12 protein-coding genes are annotated in these 14,618 nt (G+C 67.5%); 8 read left to right on the top strand and 4 right to left on the bottom strand.

Annotated elements, in window-relative coordinates; translation table 11 throughout:
- Window positions 1-46 precede the first annotated feature (46 nt).
- From NGR01S_RS27295 to NGR01S_RS27325, 7 genes are all read left to right on the top strand, one after another.
- On the top strand, window positions 47-1,207 hold the full coding sequence (locus NGR01S_RS27295; RefSeq protein ID WP_063041812.1) for an acyl-CoA dehydrogenase family protein: 1,161 nt from the start codon (window positions 47-49) through the stop codon (window positions 1,205-1,207).
- Window positions 1,204-1,734: a MaoC family dehydratase gene (locus tag NGR01S_RS27300; RefSeq protein WP_063041814.1), complete on the top strand. Its 531-nt coding sequence runs from the start codon at window positions 1,204-1,206 to the stop codon at window positions 1,732-1,734. The genes NGR01S_RS27295 and NGR01S_RS27300 overlap by 4 nt, the downstream gene beginning before the upstream one ends.
- Before the next feature lie 34 nt (window positions 1,735-1,768).
- Complete coding sequence (locus NGR01S_RS27305) at window positions 1,769-2,602, top strand: HpcH/HpaI aldolase/citrate lyase family protein (protein WP_063041816.1); 834 nt, start codon at window positions 1,769-1,771, stop codon at window positions 2,600-2,602.
- Between the two features lie 506 nt (window positions 2,603-3,108).
- Window positions 3,109-5,055 carry an acetoacetate--CoA ligase gene (locus NGR01S_RS27310; protein WP_063041818.1) on the top strand — a complete coding sequence of 649 codons (1,947 nt, stop codon included), beginning with the start codon at window positions 3,109-3,111 and terminating at the stop codon, window positions 5,053-5,055.
- A 206-nt stretch (window positions 5,056-5,261) separates the two neighbouring features.
- On the top strand, window positions 5,262-6,302 hold the full coding sequence (locus tag NGR01S_RS27315) for an NAD(P)-dependent alcohol dehydrogenase (protein WP_063041820.1): 1,041 nt from the start codon (window positions 5,262-5,264) through the stop codon (window positions 6,300-6,302).
- Window positions 6,303-6,638: 336 nt separating this feature from the next.
- On the top strand, window positions 6,639-7,436 hold the full coding sequence (locus NGR01S_RS27320) for a mycofactocin-coupled SDR family oxidoreductase (RefSeq protein WP_063041822.1): 798 nt from the start codon (window positions 6,639-6,641) through the stop codon (window positions 7,434-7,436).
- Between the two features lies 1 nt (window position 7,437).
- The gene (locus NGR01S_RS27325) at window positions 7,438-8,265 is read left to right on the top strand and encodes a mycofactocin-coupled SDR family oxidoreductase (RefSeq protein ID WP_063041824.1); all 828 of its coding nucleotides are present in this window, start codon (window positions 7,438-7,440) and stop codon (window positions 8,263-8,265) included.
- Between the two features lie 120 nt (window positions 8,266-8,385).
- Here NGR01S_RS27325 and NGR01S_RS27330 read toward each other — a convergent pair whose 3' ends face one another.
- The 4 genes from NGR01S_RS27330 to NGR01S_RS27345 all read right to left on the bottom strand — a co-directional run bounded on the left by NGR01S_RS27330 (window position 8,386) and on the right by NGR01S_RS27345 (window position 13,321).
- Window positions 8,386-9,249 carry an alpha/beta fold hydrolase gene (locus NGR01S_RS27330; protein WP_063041825.1) on the bottom strand — a complete coding sequence of 288 codons (864 nt, stop codon included), beginning with the start codon at window positions 9,247-9,249 and terminating at the stop codon, window positions 8,386-8,388.
- Between the two features lie 1,726 nt (window positions 9,250-10,975).
- Window positions 10,976-11,233, bottom strand: coding sequence for a hypothetical protein (locus tag NGR01S_RS27335; protein WP_063041926.1), 258 nt, complete (start codon window positions 11,231-11,233; stop codon window positions 10,976-10,978).
- Window positions 11,234-11,342: 109 nt separating this feature from the next.
- Window positions 11,343-11,714, bottom strand: a complete 372-nt coding sequence (locus NGR01S_RS27340; RefSeq protein WP_063041827.1) for a nuclear transport factor 2 family protein — start codon at window positions 11,712-11,714, stop codon at window positions 11,343-11,345.
- A gap of 71 nt (window positions 11,715-11,785) precedes the next feature.
- Window positions 11,786-13,321 (bottom strand): FAD-binding protein, encoded by a 1,536-nt coding sequence (locus NGR01S_RS27345; RefSeq protein ID WP_063041829.1) that lies wholly within the window; start codon window positions 13,319-13,321, stop codon window positions 11,786-11,788.
- Window positions 13,322-13,717: 396 nt separating this feature from the next.
- Between NGR01S_RS27345 and NGR01S_RS27350 the strand changes: the two genes are divergently transcribed.
- Entirely contained in the window at window positions 13,718-14,422 is a 705-nt protein-coding gene (locus tag NGR01S_RS27350; protein ID WP_063041831.1) for a PadR family transcriptional regulator, read from the top strand.
- Window positions 14,423-14,618 lie beyond the last annotated feature (196 nt).

Consider the following 14,618-nt stretch of genomic DNA (forward strand, 5'->3'; position numbering starts at 1 on the left):
CGGCCGGGTCCCGGCGAATCCACACCGAGAACGAGAAGAGGCACAGGTGTCCGATTTCCTGTCCACCGGCACGCTGCCCGAGCACTACCGCGACCTGGCGCTGACCGTCCGGGATTTCGCGAACCAGGTGGTCGCCCCCGTGGCGGCGAAACACGATGCCGAGCACAGTTTCCCGTACGAAGTCGTCGCCGGGATGGCGAAGATGGGCTTGTTCGGCCTGCCGTTCCCGGAGGAGTACGGCGGGATGGGCGGTGACTATTTCGCCCTCTGCCTGGCCCTCGAGGAACTCGGCAAGATCGACCAGAGCGTTGCCATCACCCTGGAGGCCGGAGTGTCGCTCGGCGCCATGCCGATCTACCGCTTCGGCGACGAGAAACAGAAACAGGAGTGGCTGCCACGTTTGGCGAGCGGACAGAACCTCGGCGCGTTCGGGCTCACCGAATCGGGCGCGGGCAGCGACGCAGGCGGCACCCGCACCACCGCGGTCGAAGACGGTGACAGCTGGGTGATCAACGGCAGCAAACAGTTCATCACCAACTCCGGCACCGATATCACCGCCCTGGTCACAGTGACCGCGGTGACCGGGCAGACCGGAGACAAGAAGGAGATCTCCACCATCCTGGTCCCCGCGGACACTCCCGGATTCACCGCCGAACCCGCCTACAACAAGGTCGGCTGGAACGCCTCGGACACCCATCCGCTCACCTTCGACGATGTCCGGGTACCCAAGGAGAACCTGCTCGGCGAACGCGGCCGCGGCTACGCCAACTTCCTGCGCATCCTCGACGAGGGCCGGATCGCCATCGCGGCGCTGTCGGTCGGGGCGGCACAGGGCTGTGTGGACGAATGTGTGCGCTACGCCGGGGAACGCGAAGCGTTCGGGAAGACGATCGGCAGCAATCAGGCGATCGCGTTCAAGATCGCCCGGATGGAGGCGCGAGCCCATACTGCCCGCACCGCCTACTACGACGCCGCTGCGCTCATGCTGTCCGGGAAGCCGTTCAAGAAGCAGGCCTCCATCGCGAAACTGGTGGCCGGCGAAGCCGCCATGGACAACGCACGCGATGCCACCCAGATCTTCGGCGGCTACGGGTTCATGAACGAATACCCGGTGGCCCGGCACTACCGGGACAGCAAGATCCTCGAAATCGGCGAGGGCACCACCGAAGTACAACTCATGCTGATCGGACGGGAGCTCGGCCTATGAACGGCGAGAAGATCACCAAGGACGTCGACCATGACGTCTCCGGCCTGAAACGGGTGGTGCAGACCGGTCTGTGGTTCGAGGAGCTGGAAACCGGAGTGCTCTACGAGCACCGTCCCGGTCGCACCATGACCGAGACCGACAATGTCCTGTTCAGCACCCTCACGATGAACACCCAGGGCCTGCACATCGACAAGGCATTCAGCGATGCCCAAGAGCCGTTCCATGAGCGGCTGGTGAACTCGCTGTTCACTCTGGGCACCATGATCGGGCAGGCGGTGGCGCATCTGACCCAGGGCACCACGGTCGCCAACCTCGGCTTCGAGGAGGTCAAGTTCCCGGCGCCGCTGTTCCACGGCGACACCGTGTACACCGAGACCGTCGTGCTCGACAAGCGGGAATCGAAGAGCCGGCCGGGTCAGGGCGTGGTCACCTTCCGCCACGTCGCCCGTAATCAGCATGGCACCGTGGTCGGGGTGGCCGTCCGCAACGCGCTGATCCGGTTGCGCCCGTCGGAAGAACGACCGTGAGCGGCGGCGAGCACACCTCGAGGGGGTACCGGCATTGACCGACCACTACAGCGCGGACACCACCTGGCAATCCGCGGGGCCGGCATGGCTGTTCTGCCCCGCGGATCGCCCCGAGCGCTACCGCAAGGCCGCCGACGCCGCCGATGTGGTGATCCTGGACCTGGAGGACGGTGTGGCGGCGGCCGACAAACCCGCCGCGCGTACCGCGCTCGTGGAGACCCCGCTCGACCCCGCGACCACCGTGGTGCGGGTGAACCCGGCCGGTACCCCCGACCACGAGCTCGATCTGGAGGCTCTGCGGCGCACGGGGTACCGGCTGATCATGCTACCGAAAACGGAATCCGCGCAGCAGGTCACCGGCCTCGGCGAATACCTGGTCCTCGCCCTGATCGAATCCCCTGCGGGCGCCCTGGCGATCCGAGAGATCGCCGCCGCACCCAATACCCGCGGCGTGATGTGTGGCGTGGAGGACCTGGTCGCCGCCATGGGCGGTACCGGCACCCGCCGCCCCGACGGCAGCTACCGCGATGTGGCGCGGCAACTACGCAGTACCGGTCTGCTTGCCGCCAAGGCGCACCGGCGCCTGGCCCTGGACATGGTGTACCTGAACATCCGTGACCTCGACGGCCTGCGCGCCGAGGCGGAGGACGCGGTGGCGGTGGGCTTCGATATCAAGGTCGCCATCCACCCCGCCCAGCTCCCGGTCATCCGCGCCGCCTTCGCCCCGTCACCCGCAGAACTCGACTGGGCCCGCAGCGTATTGGCCGCGGCCCCGAACCATCGCGGCGTCTTCGCCTACGAAGGCAAAATGGTGGACGCCCCCCTACTCCGTCACGCCGAACAACTCCTGCGGCGCAGCCCAGAATGAAATCCGAGCCCTCTCCGGAGAGTCGACGTCCGTGGTCGGCCCCCGCCCTCGGTTCTGGAGCGACCGAGCGTATGCAGCCAACAGTCCAGGTACCGGTGGTCATTGAGCACTTACAGTGATGTGAACCTTCAGGCCGGTCCAGGCGCACGACACCACGCACCTGCTGTCTCCTCCGGATGGTCGACCTCCACGGTCGGGGCCCGCCCCCGATTCTGGAGCGACAGAGCGAAGGAGCGCAGCGACCGAGCGTGTGCTGTCGTCCGTCCATAGATCGGCGACCATTGAGCACTTACAGTGAAGTGAACCTACCCACGCTGGTCGAGGCGCACGACACCACGCACCTGCTGTCTCCTCCGGATGGTCGACCTCCGAGGTCGGGGCCCGCCCCCGATTCTGGAGCGACAGTGCGAAGGAGCGCAGCGACTGAGCGGCGGAGTGAAGAATCGGGGTCACAGGGCCCCGCGGCGCCGGAGGCGCCGCCATGAACACAGAAGGGTCCTTTGCCGGTGGAACCTCAGTGGATACCGACCGAACGGGATATCGCCGATGCCCGGGTTACCGATTTCGCCCGCTTCGTCGCCGCGCGTTCCGGTGCGGAACTGCCCGACTACCAAGCACTCTGGCGCTGGTCGGTGGACAATCTGGCCGAGTTCTGGCTGGCGGTGTGGGAGTACTTCGAGCTCGGAACCGTCGCCGGCGAGGTGCTGCCCTGTCCGGAAATGCCCGGCACACGCTGGTTTCCCGGGACGACCTTGAACTATGTGGACCGGGTGGTCGCGCAGGCGCGGACCGACCGGCCGGCGATACTGCAAATCACCGAGGGCAGTGCGGACGTGGTGGCGACATCGTGGGCGGAGTTGTCGGCCGCGGTCGCCGCGTTCGCCCGGACCCTGCGCGGGCTCGGTGTCCGGCCCGGCGACCGGGTGGTCGGCTATCTGCCGAATATCACCGAAACGGTGGTGGCGTTCCTGGGTACCGCGGCTGTGGGGGCGGTGTGGAGTGCCTGCGGGCAGGACTATTCGGCCAAGGCCGCGCTGGATCGGCTGGGCCAGTTGGAGCCCGTGGTCCTGGTGACCGCGGACGGGTACCGCTACGGCGGGAAAACCCATGACAAGAGCGCGGATATCGCTGCCTTGCGAAGCGGTCTGGAAACCGTGCGCACCACCGTGGTGGTGTCGCGGCTGGGTGTCGAGATCCCCGACAGCACACCGTGGTCGGCCGCGGCCGACCCCTCCGGCGGCGAACCGCTCCCGGAAACCGAAACCGTCGATTTCGCGCATCCGCTGTGGATCGTGTTCTCCTCCGGCACCACCGGGCTGCCCAAGGGGATCGTGCACGGTCACGGCGGGGTGCTGCTCGAACACCTCAAAGCCGTTGCTCTGCAATCCGATATCGGGCCCGAGGACACCTTCTTCTGGTACACCAGCCCGAGCTGGATGATGTGGAACTTCCAGGTGGCCGGACTGCTCGCCGGGGCGACCATCGTCTGCTACGACGGCAGCCCGGCCCATCCCCGGCCGGATACGCTCTGGGAGATCACCGCCCGCACCCGCACGACCGTGCTGGGCACCAGTCCCGGTTATGTGCTGGGCTGTATGAAGGCGGGCGCGGTGCCCCGGTCCGATCACGATCTGTCCGTCCTGCGGCTGATCGGTATCACCGGTTCGTCCCTGCCGCCGGCGTCGGCGCTGTGGCTGCGCGACAACGCCGGGAACATCCCGGTGGCCTCGATCAGCGGCGGTACCGATGTGGTCTCGGCGTTCGCCGGCGGGGCGCCCACCGTACCGGTCTGGCCGGGTGAACTCTCGGCGCCCTATCTGGGTGTCGCTCTCGACGCCTACGACGAGGTCGGGCAGCCGGTCCGCGGCGAGGTGGGCGAGCTGGTGATCACCGCCCCCATGCCGTCCATGCCGATCCGTTTCTGGCGCGACCCCGATGGCACCCGCTACCACGAGGCCTATTTCGACGCCTACCCCGGCGTGTGGCGGCACGGTGACTGGATCACCCTCACCGGCCGCGGCAGTGTGGTGGTGCACGGCCGCTCCGATTCGACCCTCAACCGGCACGGTATCCGGATGGGCAGCGCCGATATCTACCAAGCGGTCGAGCGGCTCCCCGAGGTGGCCGAAGCACTGGTCATCGGCGCGGAACAACCCGACGGCGAGTACTGGATGCCGCTGTTCGTGGTCCTGGCTCCCGGAGCCGAACTCACCGACGAACTGCGCGGCCGAATCAACGAGGTGATCCGCACCGAAGTGTCGCCGCGGCACGTCCCCGACGAGATCCTGCTCGCCCCGGCGGTCCCGCACACCCGCACCGGCAAGAAACTCGAGGTCCCGATCAAACGGCTGTTCCAGGGCGCCGACCCGGCCCGCGTGGTGGAGCGCAGCGCCGTCGACGACCCCGCCCTGCTCGACTGGTACTCCGGGATCCGTCCACCGGGCCGGCGCTGACCTGCCCGGCGCCGGGCCGCCAGATCTCGGCGCCCCGTGCGGCGGGATGCGCCGTGCCGCCACCGACCGCCGCGACCTGGTCGAATGCCTGAATGCCCCCGGCCGGGCGCGGCCCGAACTAGCCTGGTCGCAGTCGGTGTATCCGCATGTTCGCTGCCGTTCCACCAGTACGCACCCAGTCGCTCGGCTCAGAGAGGACAGGCGCAATGAAGGCACTGCAATACGTGACCGTCGGGGCAGAACCGGAGGTCCGCGAAATCCCCACCCCCGAACCCGGCCCCGGCGAGGTACTGCTGCGGGTGACCGCGGCGGGGGTCTGCCATTCCGACGATTTCGTCATGAACAACCCGCCGGAACAGTTCGGTATCGAACTGCCCCTGACCCTCGGGCACGAGGGCGCCGGACAGGTCACCGCCCTCGGAGAAGGCGTGCGTGGTATCGATATCGGCACGAATGTCGTGGTCTACGGCCCCTGGGGCTGCGGGAACTGCTGGTTCTGCGCCCAGGGTCAGGAGAACTACTGTTCCCGGGCCGCCGAACTGGGCATAATGCCGCCGGGGCTCGGCTCGCCGGGCGCCATCGCCGAATACCTGATCGTCGATTCCCCCCGCCATCTGGTACCGATCGGCGATCTCGACCCGGTGGCGACCGTACCGCTCACCGATGCCGGCCTGACCCCCTATCACGCCATCAAACGGTCGCTGGACAAGATCCGCCCCGGCTCCTGGACGGTGGTGATCGGCAGTGGCGGGCTCGGCCATGTGGCGATCCAGTTGCTGCGGTACCTGTCCTCCACCCGCGTCATCGCCCTGGATGTGAACGACGAGAAACTCGAATTCGCCAGGTCGGTGGGTGCGCACGAGGCCGTGCTCTCCGACGACCGGGCCGCCGAGAACGTCCGCAAGATCACCGGTCCGGCCGGGGCGAGCCTGGTCCTGGATTTCGTGGGCTTCCAGCCGACCATCGATACCGCCATGGCGGTGGCCGGGGTGGATTCCGATGTGACCATCGTCGGTATCGGCGACGGAGAGTCGGCCGCACGGGTCGGATTCGGGATCAGCCCGTACGAAGCAACGGCGACCTCACCGTACTGGGGTGCCCGCGCCGAACTGATCGAATTGATCGATCTCGCGCACGCCGGAGTCCTGGAGATCGCGACCGAACGGTTCGGTCTCGACGAGGCGCCCGAGGCGTATCGCCGGCTCGCCGCCGGGACACTGCGCGGCCGGGCGGTCGTCGTCCCCTGACATCTGTCCGGCTCCGCCGGCCGGGAAGCCGACCGGCGCCTTGATCTGAAACACGCAGGGTGCGCGCCGGTCGCGATTTCCCGGCCCAGCCCGCCGGCGCTTCCGCGATGTGCACGGTGTCGGTGAGGTCGGCGGCGAGGGATTCGTGCGCCGTGACCGGCCGGGCGGCACACCGCTCCGGACCCGGTAGTGGATGGCGGATATACCGGGCGGCGCCGGTCCCACCCAGCGGGAGCGGTCTCCGGCACGGCCCGGTGACCGGGAGCAACGCGGTCGCGGAACATTCGGTGGGCCTAGCGTCGCCCGCATGGATGCGGTATTTGCCGGAGGTGCCCGATGACGCGCCTACAGGACCGGGTAGCGGTGGTGACCGGGGCAGCGGGCGGGATGGGCCGCGCCCATTGCCGCCGGCTGGCCGAGGAGGGCGCCGATATCGTCGCGCTCGACCTCGCGGAGAATGCGGCCGCCCTGCTCGCGGCGGCCACTGAGGTGGAGGATCTCGGCCGCCGGTGCGTCACCGGTTTCGCCGATATCCGTGACCCGCTGGCGGTCGAGGAAGCCGTGAACACGGGAGTGACGCAGCTCGGCCGGCTGGATGTGGTTGTCGCCAACGCCGGCGTCTACGCGGATCTGGCGCCGACCTGGGAACTGTCCGACGACGCCTGGCAGCGCGCCCTCGATATCAATCTCACCGGGGTCTGGCACACCGTCCGGGCCGGGGCCGCCCATCTGGAGGCGGGCGCTTCGATCGTGATCGTCGGGTCGACGAACGGCGTCAAGGGCGGCGCGTCCGCCGCGCACTACTCGGCGAGCAAACACGCGGTGGTGGGTCTGGCGCGGACGCTGGCCAACGAACTCGGCCCGCAGGGCATCCGGGTGAACACCGTGCATCCGGGTTCGGTGGCGACGCCGATGATCCTGAACGACGACGTCTACGCGAAATTACTGCCCGACCAGGCGGATCCGACCCGCGACGATGCGGCGCGCGTTCTCGCGGAACGGACGATCCTCCCGGTGCCCTGGGTGCAGCCGGTGGATATCAGCAATGCGGTGTTGTTCCTCGCGTCCGACGAGTCCCGGTACATCACCGGCACCCAACTCGTCGTGGACGCCGGACTTACTCAGAAGGTGTGAGATGGGACGGGTTTCAGGCAAGGTAGCGCTGGTCACCGGCGCGGCACGGGGTATCGGGCGGGCCCAGGCGGTACGGCTGGCCGAGGAGGGCGCCGATATCGTCGCGCTGGATCTCTGCGGGCCGGTGGAGACGGTGATCATTCCGCCGGCCACACCGGAGGACCTCGAGCAGACCGTGCGAGCCGTGGAGAAGACCGGGGCGCGAGTCGTGGCCGCCACCGCCGATGTCCGGGACGGCGCGGCGCTACGGGCGGCGACCGACCGGGCGGTGGACCAACTCGGCGGCCTGGACGTGGTGTGCGCGACGGCCGGGATCACCTCCAGCGCACCCGGTCTGCAACTCACCGAGGAGCAGTGGCGGACGATGCTGGACGTCAACCTGACCGGCGTATGGCAGACCTGCAAAGCGACCGCCCCGCATCTCATCGCCCGCGGCAGCGGGTCGATAATCCTGACCAGCTCGATCGCCGGACTGCGCGGACTGGTCGGCGTGGCGCACTACACGGCGGCCAAGCACGGTGTGGTCGGACTGATGCGGTCGCTGGCGCAGGAGCTGGCGCCGCACGGGGTCCGGGTGAACTCGGTACACCCGACCAATGTGGACACCCCGATGATCCAGAACGATATGGTCCGCCGGTCGTTCCGCCCGGACCGGGAGAACCCGACCCGCGAAGAATTCGCGGAGGCCGCACGGACCATGAACATGCTGCCGATCCCGTGGGTGGAACCGGTCGATATCGCGAACGCGTCGCTGTTCCTGGCCTCGGACGAGGCCCGCTACATCACCGCGGTGACCCTGCCGGTCGACGCCGGCAGCACCCAGCGATAGGGCCGACCGATCCGGGCGCTTCTCGCGGCGTGCGGCGCGGCGAGGTACCTCGCCCTCCATGCCCGCGCCCGGGCGTGTCTCCACTGCCGGGGCTCCGTCGGCAGCGGGCTCCCCGGCGCCTCAGTCCTTGCGGGTCAGGAAAGCCATGACCGTGGATTCGAAGGCGGCCTTCTGCTCGATCATCGCCCAGTGGCCACAGTCCGGGAACACGTGCAATTCGGCGCGCGGGATGGTGCGCATCGGCAGCAGAGCCATATCCAGTGGGCTCACCCGGTCGTCGCGCCCCCAGGTCACCAGGGTCGGCGCCTTGACCCTGTGTAGCAGCGCCCACGGCGGCGGAGTGTCCGCGGCATCCATGGCACGCACCATCGCGGTGAACGCGGCCCGGCTGTACATCCGGCGAGCGCTGTCGAGGGTGGCCGGATCGGTGGCCTGGACCCAGCGTTCCTCGATCATCTCCTCGGTGACCAGGGCCGGGTCGTACACCATCGAGTGCAGCCAGGCGATCAACCGTTCCCGGGTCGGGTTCTCGGTGAAGTCCTGAAGCAACCGGATGCCCTCTCCCGGGCCCGGACTGAAGATGTTCTTGCCGATACCACCGATGGTCACGATCTTGCCGACCCGGTCGGGGTGGGCGATCGCGTAGTTCAGCGCGACTCCGCCGCCCATCGAGTTGCCGATGATATCGACCCGGTCGAGACCGAGCGCGTCGACGAAGCGGACCACCGCGTCCAGGGCGGTGACCATCGGGTGCCCGCCGAAATCGTCGCTGATACCGAAGCCGGGGAACTCCAGGATGATTGTGCGGAACCGTTCGGCGAAGAAATCGAGATTGCCGCGGAAATTACGCCATCCGGTGACCCCGGGCCCGGAACCGTGCAAGAGCAGCAGTGGTGTACCGGAGCCCGCTTCGTAATACCGCAGCGTCCCTGCGTCGGTCCGTATCTCCCGCAGCTCGTGCTCGGTGCCGGAAACTGCTGTCATCGTCAACCCTCCATCTCGGCGTACTTTCTACCGACCACGCTGCCAGCTACACGGCGACCACTCACCCGGCGCTCCCGGTGAGCGGTCGCCGATCGGATCACCGGATTTGTTCCCTCACCGCCCGCCGTCGACAGAGGCAGCGGGTGGGCCGAGATGTCTGTGAATCGACAAGCAGCAAAGGCTCCGTCCGCGACCTCGGTGGCAACTCGCGGCGGAAGATGACGATGTTCCATAGTGCCAGGCGACGCCTACAGCCAGCGTGCTGCGAGCGATCGTCGCGATAGCACGAGCGCCGCAGTGTGCCCTCGCGAGCTCGATCCGGACCGGCCACACCTGCATGGGCGAAGTTGTCCGAGTTATTCTTCCCGCCGCCGGGAACCGTGCAAGTGGCGATCGGACGCCGGGCGATCGAAACTCGAGCTCATGCCCCCTGTCGCAGGCCGGGTGCCGTCGACTCCCCTGGAGCCGGGCTCCGTGCCCATAACGGCGCACGAAGCCATGAAGAGGCTGGCAGGGACGATCACAACGAACATCGAACAGGCGGCTTCCGCTTCTGCGCGTCCGCTGAACGAGGTAGCCGATCATCTCGGCGAGGCTTCGAAAGTGTCGGGGATGGCAGACCGCGATGGATACGATCGGATAACGGCAGGTATCCGTGGTCACGACGAATACGGCGAACTTGCGGTGTTCTCGCCGGATGATGTGATATATCACGCGCTGAGAGACCGCCGAGGCTTACGCGGCATCGCCTTTCCGACAAAAGATTCAGACGAATTCCATCGGATCCCATGGATTAAGCGAGCCGGCGAAAAATTCGATCGAGAGTTTCACCACTTCTGGCCTGTTACTAGGCTGTCAACAAGGAAATCGGACTACGAGTTCGATCCCACTCCTCAGCCCATTCCCGGCGCGGACGGCGCAGAAGCAAAGCGTGCCATAATAGTGCAATCACACGCCAACCCGGATGGATTCGCAGTCAAGGTGAGGACGCACGGGCCGCCCGATTTAAGATCCGGATCACCTCCCCTCGGTTCAGAATCCATACTGCCGAGTGGGCGGAAAAATCGACTCATACCATCCACACTCCCACCACGTCTCGTATATCCCACACGGAATATCTTCCTGGGCGGAGCGGAGTACGGGCGGTTACTCGCGGCGAAAAAATCCGAGTTGGAGGATGCCGCGGAGGCGCCGGACAGTCCAATACGATTTGTATCGTGTAGCGCGGGCGCACCCGAAGGGGATGCGGCTGAGAGTGCGGTAGCATCGATGCGAGAAAATGGTATAAATCGGGAAGTAAATGCCGGAACCGATACCATGTTTCTGGCCGAAGGCGCTGATGGATCTTCGGTGATCGGCATCGCCGGACGCGGAGACCCGCATGGGAACATATCGCCCGCATGGCGAACTTTTCCGGCATCGCCTCTCGAGACACCAGCTGATGCCCCATTCCTCCGGCAGTAATCAGCTCAGACGTGATCGGCAACGACAACGGCGCCGGTTCCGCTGGTAGCAGATCTTTACCCCCGTGCCTGTCGAATCGTTGGAAGTGCCGGCGAGGCCATACGGCAGCGGAAAGGATAAATATCCCGAGTGGACGCACCCTGCCCCCGCTGTTCTCGGCTTCGAACATTGTGCGGGGGCGAGCGATCTCTCTGCGCAGTAACCATGATCGCTCACCGGCCGGAACCCTGGCCGCCGCTCGGTAATGACCTGCAGCGCGATATCAGCCGAGGCGCCCCGCCACAGGCTCCCGGCGGCGTTCGTCGGTGGGCAGATCACCGTCGGCGACGGCCCGTTCGATGGAATCGCGTAGTGCCGGGCAGGTGGGGATCCATTTGCTGGGCTCGCCCAGGGCCGCCCGGCGGGCGAATTCGGGGCAGGCGGATTCGGCGTCGTCGAGCCATTGCACACTGGTGTGACTGGGACTGAACTTTTCCACCAGTACTCGGTTACCGCAGTTGACGCACTGTACGGGCTGCACGATCACTCCTTCGTCGCGGCGTGGCGGGCGGCGATGTAGCCGAACATCATGGCGGGTCCGATGGCGGCGCCGGCGCCCGCGTATATCTCTTCTCTCGTAGAGATCGAACTCAGCCGAAGCTGATGTCCTCGGCCGACCAGAAGGCGCGCATACTCGTGATCCGCGCGTTCTCGTCGAAGGTCATGACGTCGATGGGTTCGATGGTGATGGTCTGGTCACCGGTCTCGGTGACCACCCGGAAACCGAATGCGGCGCTGTCGCCGCCCACCCGCAAGCTCAGCAGTTCGGTACTGCGACGTGCGGATTCGAGGCTCTCGTAGAATTTCTCGATGGCCGCGCGGCCGGTATGCGATGGACTGCCCACCGGGTCTTCCAGGGTGGCGTTCTCGTCGTAGAGAGCGGCGATCTCGGCCGCGGTTCCGGTGGCCACCGCATCGAGGTAGCGGTGTACGGCCGCGCGGATCTGTTCGGGTGCGGGCATGGTTGTTTCCTGTTCGGGTTCGGGCGCCGTGTTCCGGCCGGTCCGGGTGACGAGTGTGTCGCCGGTCGGCGCTAACGGCCGAGCATGTCGAGGACGGCGAGGTGGGCGAACAGCATCGAGGCGCCGATCGGGTTGCCGCCGCCGGGGTAGACGGTGCCGCTGACCGCGGCCATGGTGTTGCCCGCTGCGTACAGGCCGGGGATCGGCGTCGCGGCGCGGTCCAGCACCCGGGCGGCGCTGTCGGTACGCAACCCACCCTTGGTGCCCAGATCGGACAGGCCGAAGGCGGCGGCGTGGAAGGGGCCCCGCTCGATCGGCACCAGCGGCAGCTCGCCCTCGAAAAAGGCCCGGTCGTAGGCCTCGTCGCCGCGGCCGAAATCGGTATCGGCGCCCGCGGCGACCATCGCGTTGTACCGCTCGACGGTCTCGACGAGGTTCGCGGCGGGGACGCCGAGGGCCGCGGCCAGTTCTTCGAGCGTTTCGGCGCTATGCCACAACCCGGCCGCCTGGTACTTCTCGGTTTCGACCATCGACACATTGGTGGCCTGTATCGGCGGCCTGACCCCGTCCCGGTCGTCGTAGATCATCCAGAACGGCAAGGTCATACTGCCGGCGCGCAGCCGTTCGATGGCCGCCCGGCCGAGCCGGTCGTAGGGCGCGGATTCGTTGACGAACCGCTTACCGTCCTGGTCGACGAAGATCCCGCCGGTGAACCACAGCGCGAACGCCGACCGGCCGTCCGGATGGGTGAGTCCGGGCGACCACCATGCCTGGTCCATGAGATCGATATCGGCTCCGGCGGCGATACCGGCCCGATGCGCCTTCCCTTGATTGCCGGGCGGGCCCATGGTGTCGCGGGCGGCGCCGGGCACCCCGTAGTGGCGACGCATCTCTTCGTTGCCCTCGAATCCGCCCGCCGCCAGGACCACACCGCGGCGGGCCCGGATCGTCATCGTGCCCTCGGGCTTTTCGATACGGGCGCCGATCACCGTACCGTCCTCGACGATCAGCTCCGCGAGGGCGGCGTTACGGTACAGCCGGACGTGCGGATAGCCCGCCAGCGCGCGCAGGAAACGGCCGATCAGCGCCTGGCCACCGATCAGCAGTTCCGGCGGCTCGGCGCCGAGCCGGTCGGTGTCCAGCGGGCCGCGCAGATGGGCACGCAGGTCGCCCAGTTCGGCGGCGGGCAGCGGGACGGGGACGATATGGCGCCGGCCGTCCGTTCGCGCTTTCGGCGCCGCACCGAAATAGTCCGGCCACGGGTACATCTGGAATTCGAAACGCTCGTCGCTCTCCAGGTATTCGATGAGGCCGCGGCCGCGGCGCACAAAGGTTTCCTGTAGTTCCGCCGGGGTGCGGTCACCCACGACCGCGCGGAAATAGGTGAGCGCGTCGTCGAGGGTGTCGTCGGTGCCTGCGCGCTCGAGTACCGGGTTGCACGGAAACCAGACCCCGCCGCCGCCCGAGTACGCGGTGGTACCACCGAATTTGTCGGTCGCCTCCACCACCGCGACCGACAACCCCTCCCGGGCCGCGGTGTAGGCGCCGGCGAGTCCGCCGCCGGACCCTGCCACCAGCACATCCACTTCGTCGTCGAAGTCCACCACTGCTCCACCGCCTCCTCGCGCTGCCGGCTCGTGCCGAGGCCGACGGTAGGGCCGGTGCGCCGCGCGGGCGAACGGTTCTCCCGGTGACCGGGAGAACCGGAGTCATCCGGTGGGTGTGCCGGTCAGCGGGAGAAGGACGACCAGGAGGTCGCGGCTGTCCCCACCGTCGCCGCAGAGCACCGGACACCCGAGCAGTCGGAGGCACGGTGAAGCCCGGAAAACCCTGGTCACCCGACCGGACCCGAGTCGATGTGGCGGTCGTCGGCGCGGGCATCGCCGGGGTCGCGGCAGCCGGCTACCAAGGCTTCGACCTGCTGCACCGGTGAGCGGCGCGGTCCGCGCCCCCACGGTGGTCATATGCCGGACCGGCATATGACCACTGATAGCATTCGGCGAATGACGACGAGCGAACCCGACGTGGCGCAGATCAACCTGCCGCCGACCAGCTGGGCGGTGCTCGCCATGCTCTCCTACGAGGAAGAGATCTCCGGCTACGACCTGAAGAAATGGGCCGACTGGAGTATCCGCTACTTCTATTGGAGCCCCTCTTACAGCCAGATCTACTCGGAGCTGAAGAAGCTCGAACGGCACGGGTTCGCGCATTCGCGGGTCGACGCCGACAACGCCATGCGCGGTCGCCGCCTCTACCGGATCACCCCGGCCGGCCGGGCCGCCGTCACCGCCTGGACCAACAGCGCGCCGGTCGACCCGCCGATGCTGAAACATCATGTGATGTTGCGGATCATGTTCGGGCACCTCAGTTCGCCGGAGCGGCTCAAGGAGATCCTGCGCGACCATATGGCCGATGCCGAACGGCTCGAACGCAGTGCCGCCGTGGACGCGGCGGCCGCGAAATCCGAACCCGGCTGGGCCTACTCGCAGATCGTGCTGCAGTGGGCCGAACGCTACTACGCCTCCGAACGCCACCTCACCCAGCAACTGATCGACGATATCGATGCCGCCGAGGCCGCCCTGGTGGCCGCCGAACGCGATGCGCAATCCACCTACCCACACCCCACCCCGGGGCGCTGGCGGGAAGTGGAGCAGCAGGTCAAGGACGAGGATCCCGGGCGGCGCCGATCGCGATCACCCGGCGCCTGATAGACCTTCGCCGCACCCATCGCGTCACGGTATGGCCGTATCCGGCGGTCCGGCCGGGACCGGCCCACTCTCCGGGAGACACGACTCCGTCCGCGCGAGCGCCGACCTACGGTGGCCCGAGACGATTCCCGCTCTCACGGTCACCCGGACCGCACGAGAGGAGATCTGGGAGATGGTGCGCGCCGCACTTCCGCCC

The organism is Nocardia grenadensis NBRC 108939, assembly GCF_001613445.1.
Taxonomy (GTDB): domain Bacteria; phylum Actinomycetota; class Actinomycetes; order Mycobacteriales; family Mycobacteriaceae; genus Nocardia; species Nocardia grenadensis.

Coding starts and splice junctions, on each gene's coding strand:
- NGR01S_RS27300 (WP_063041814.1), top strand. CDS start 1,204: ATGAACGGCGAGAAGATCACCAAGGACGTCGACCATGACGTCTCCGGC.
- NGR01S_RS27315 (WP_063041820.1), top strand. CDS start 5,262: ATGAAGGCACTGCAATACGTGACCGTCGGGGCAGAACCGGAGGTCCGC.
- NGR01S_RS27320 (WP_063041822.1), top strand. CDS start 6,639: ATGACGCGCCTACAGGACCGGGTAGCGGTGGTGACCGGGGCAGCGGGC.
- NGR01S_RS27325 (WP_063041824.1), top strand. CDS start 7,438: ATGGGACGGGTTTCAGGCAAGGTAGCGCTGGTCACCGGCGCGGCACGG.
- NGR01S_RS27330 (WP_063041825.1), bottom strand. CDS start 9,249: ATGACAGCAGTTTCCGGCACCGAGCACGAGCTGCGGGAGATACGGACC.
- NGR01S_RS27340 (WP_063041827.1), bottom strand. CDS start 11,714: ATGCCCGCACCCGAACAGATCCGCGCGGCCGTACACCGCTACCTCGAT.
- NGR01S_RS27350 (WP_063041831.1), top strand. CDS start 13,718: ATGACGACGAGCGAACCCGACGTGGCGCAGATCAACCTGCCGCCGACC.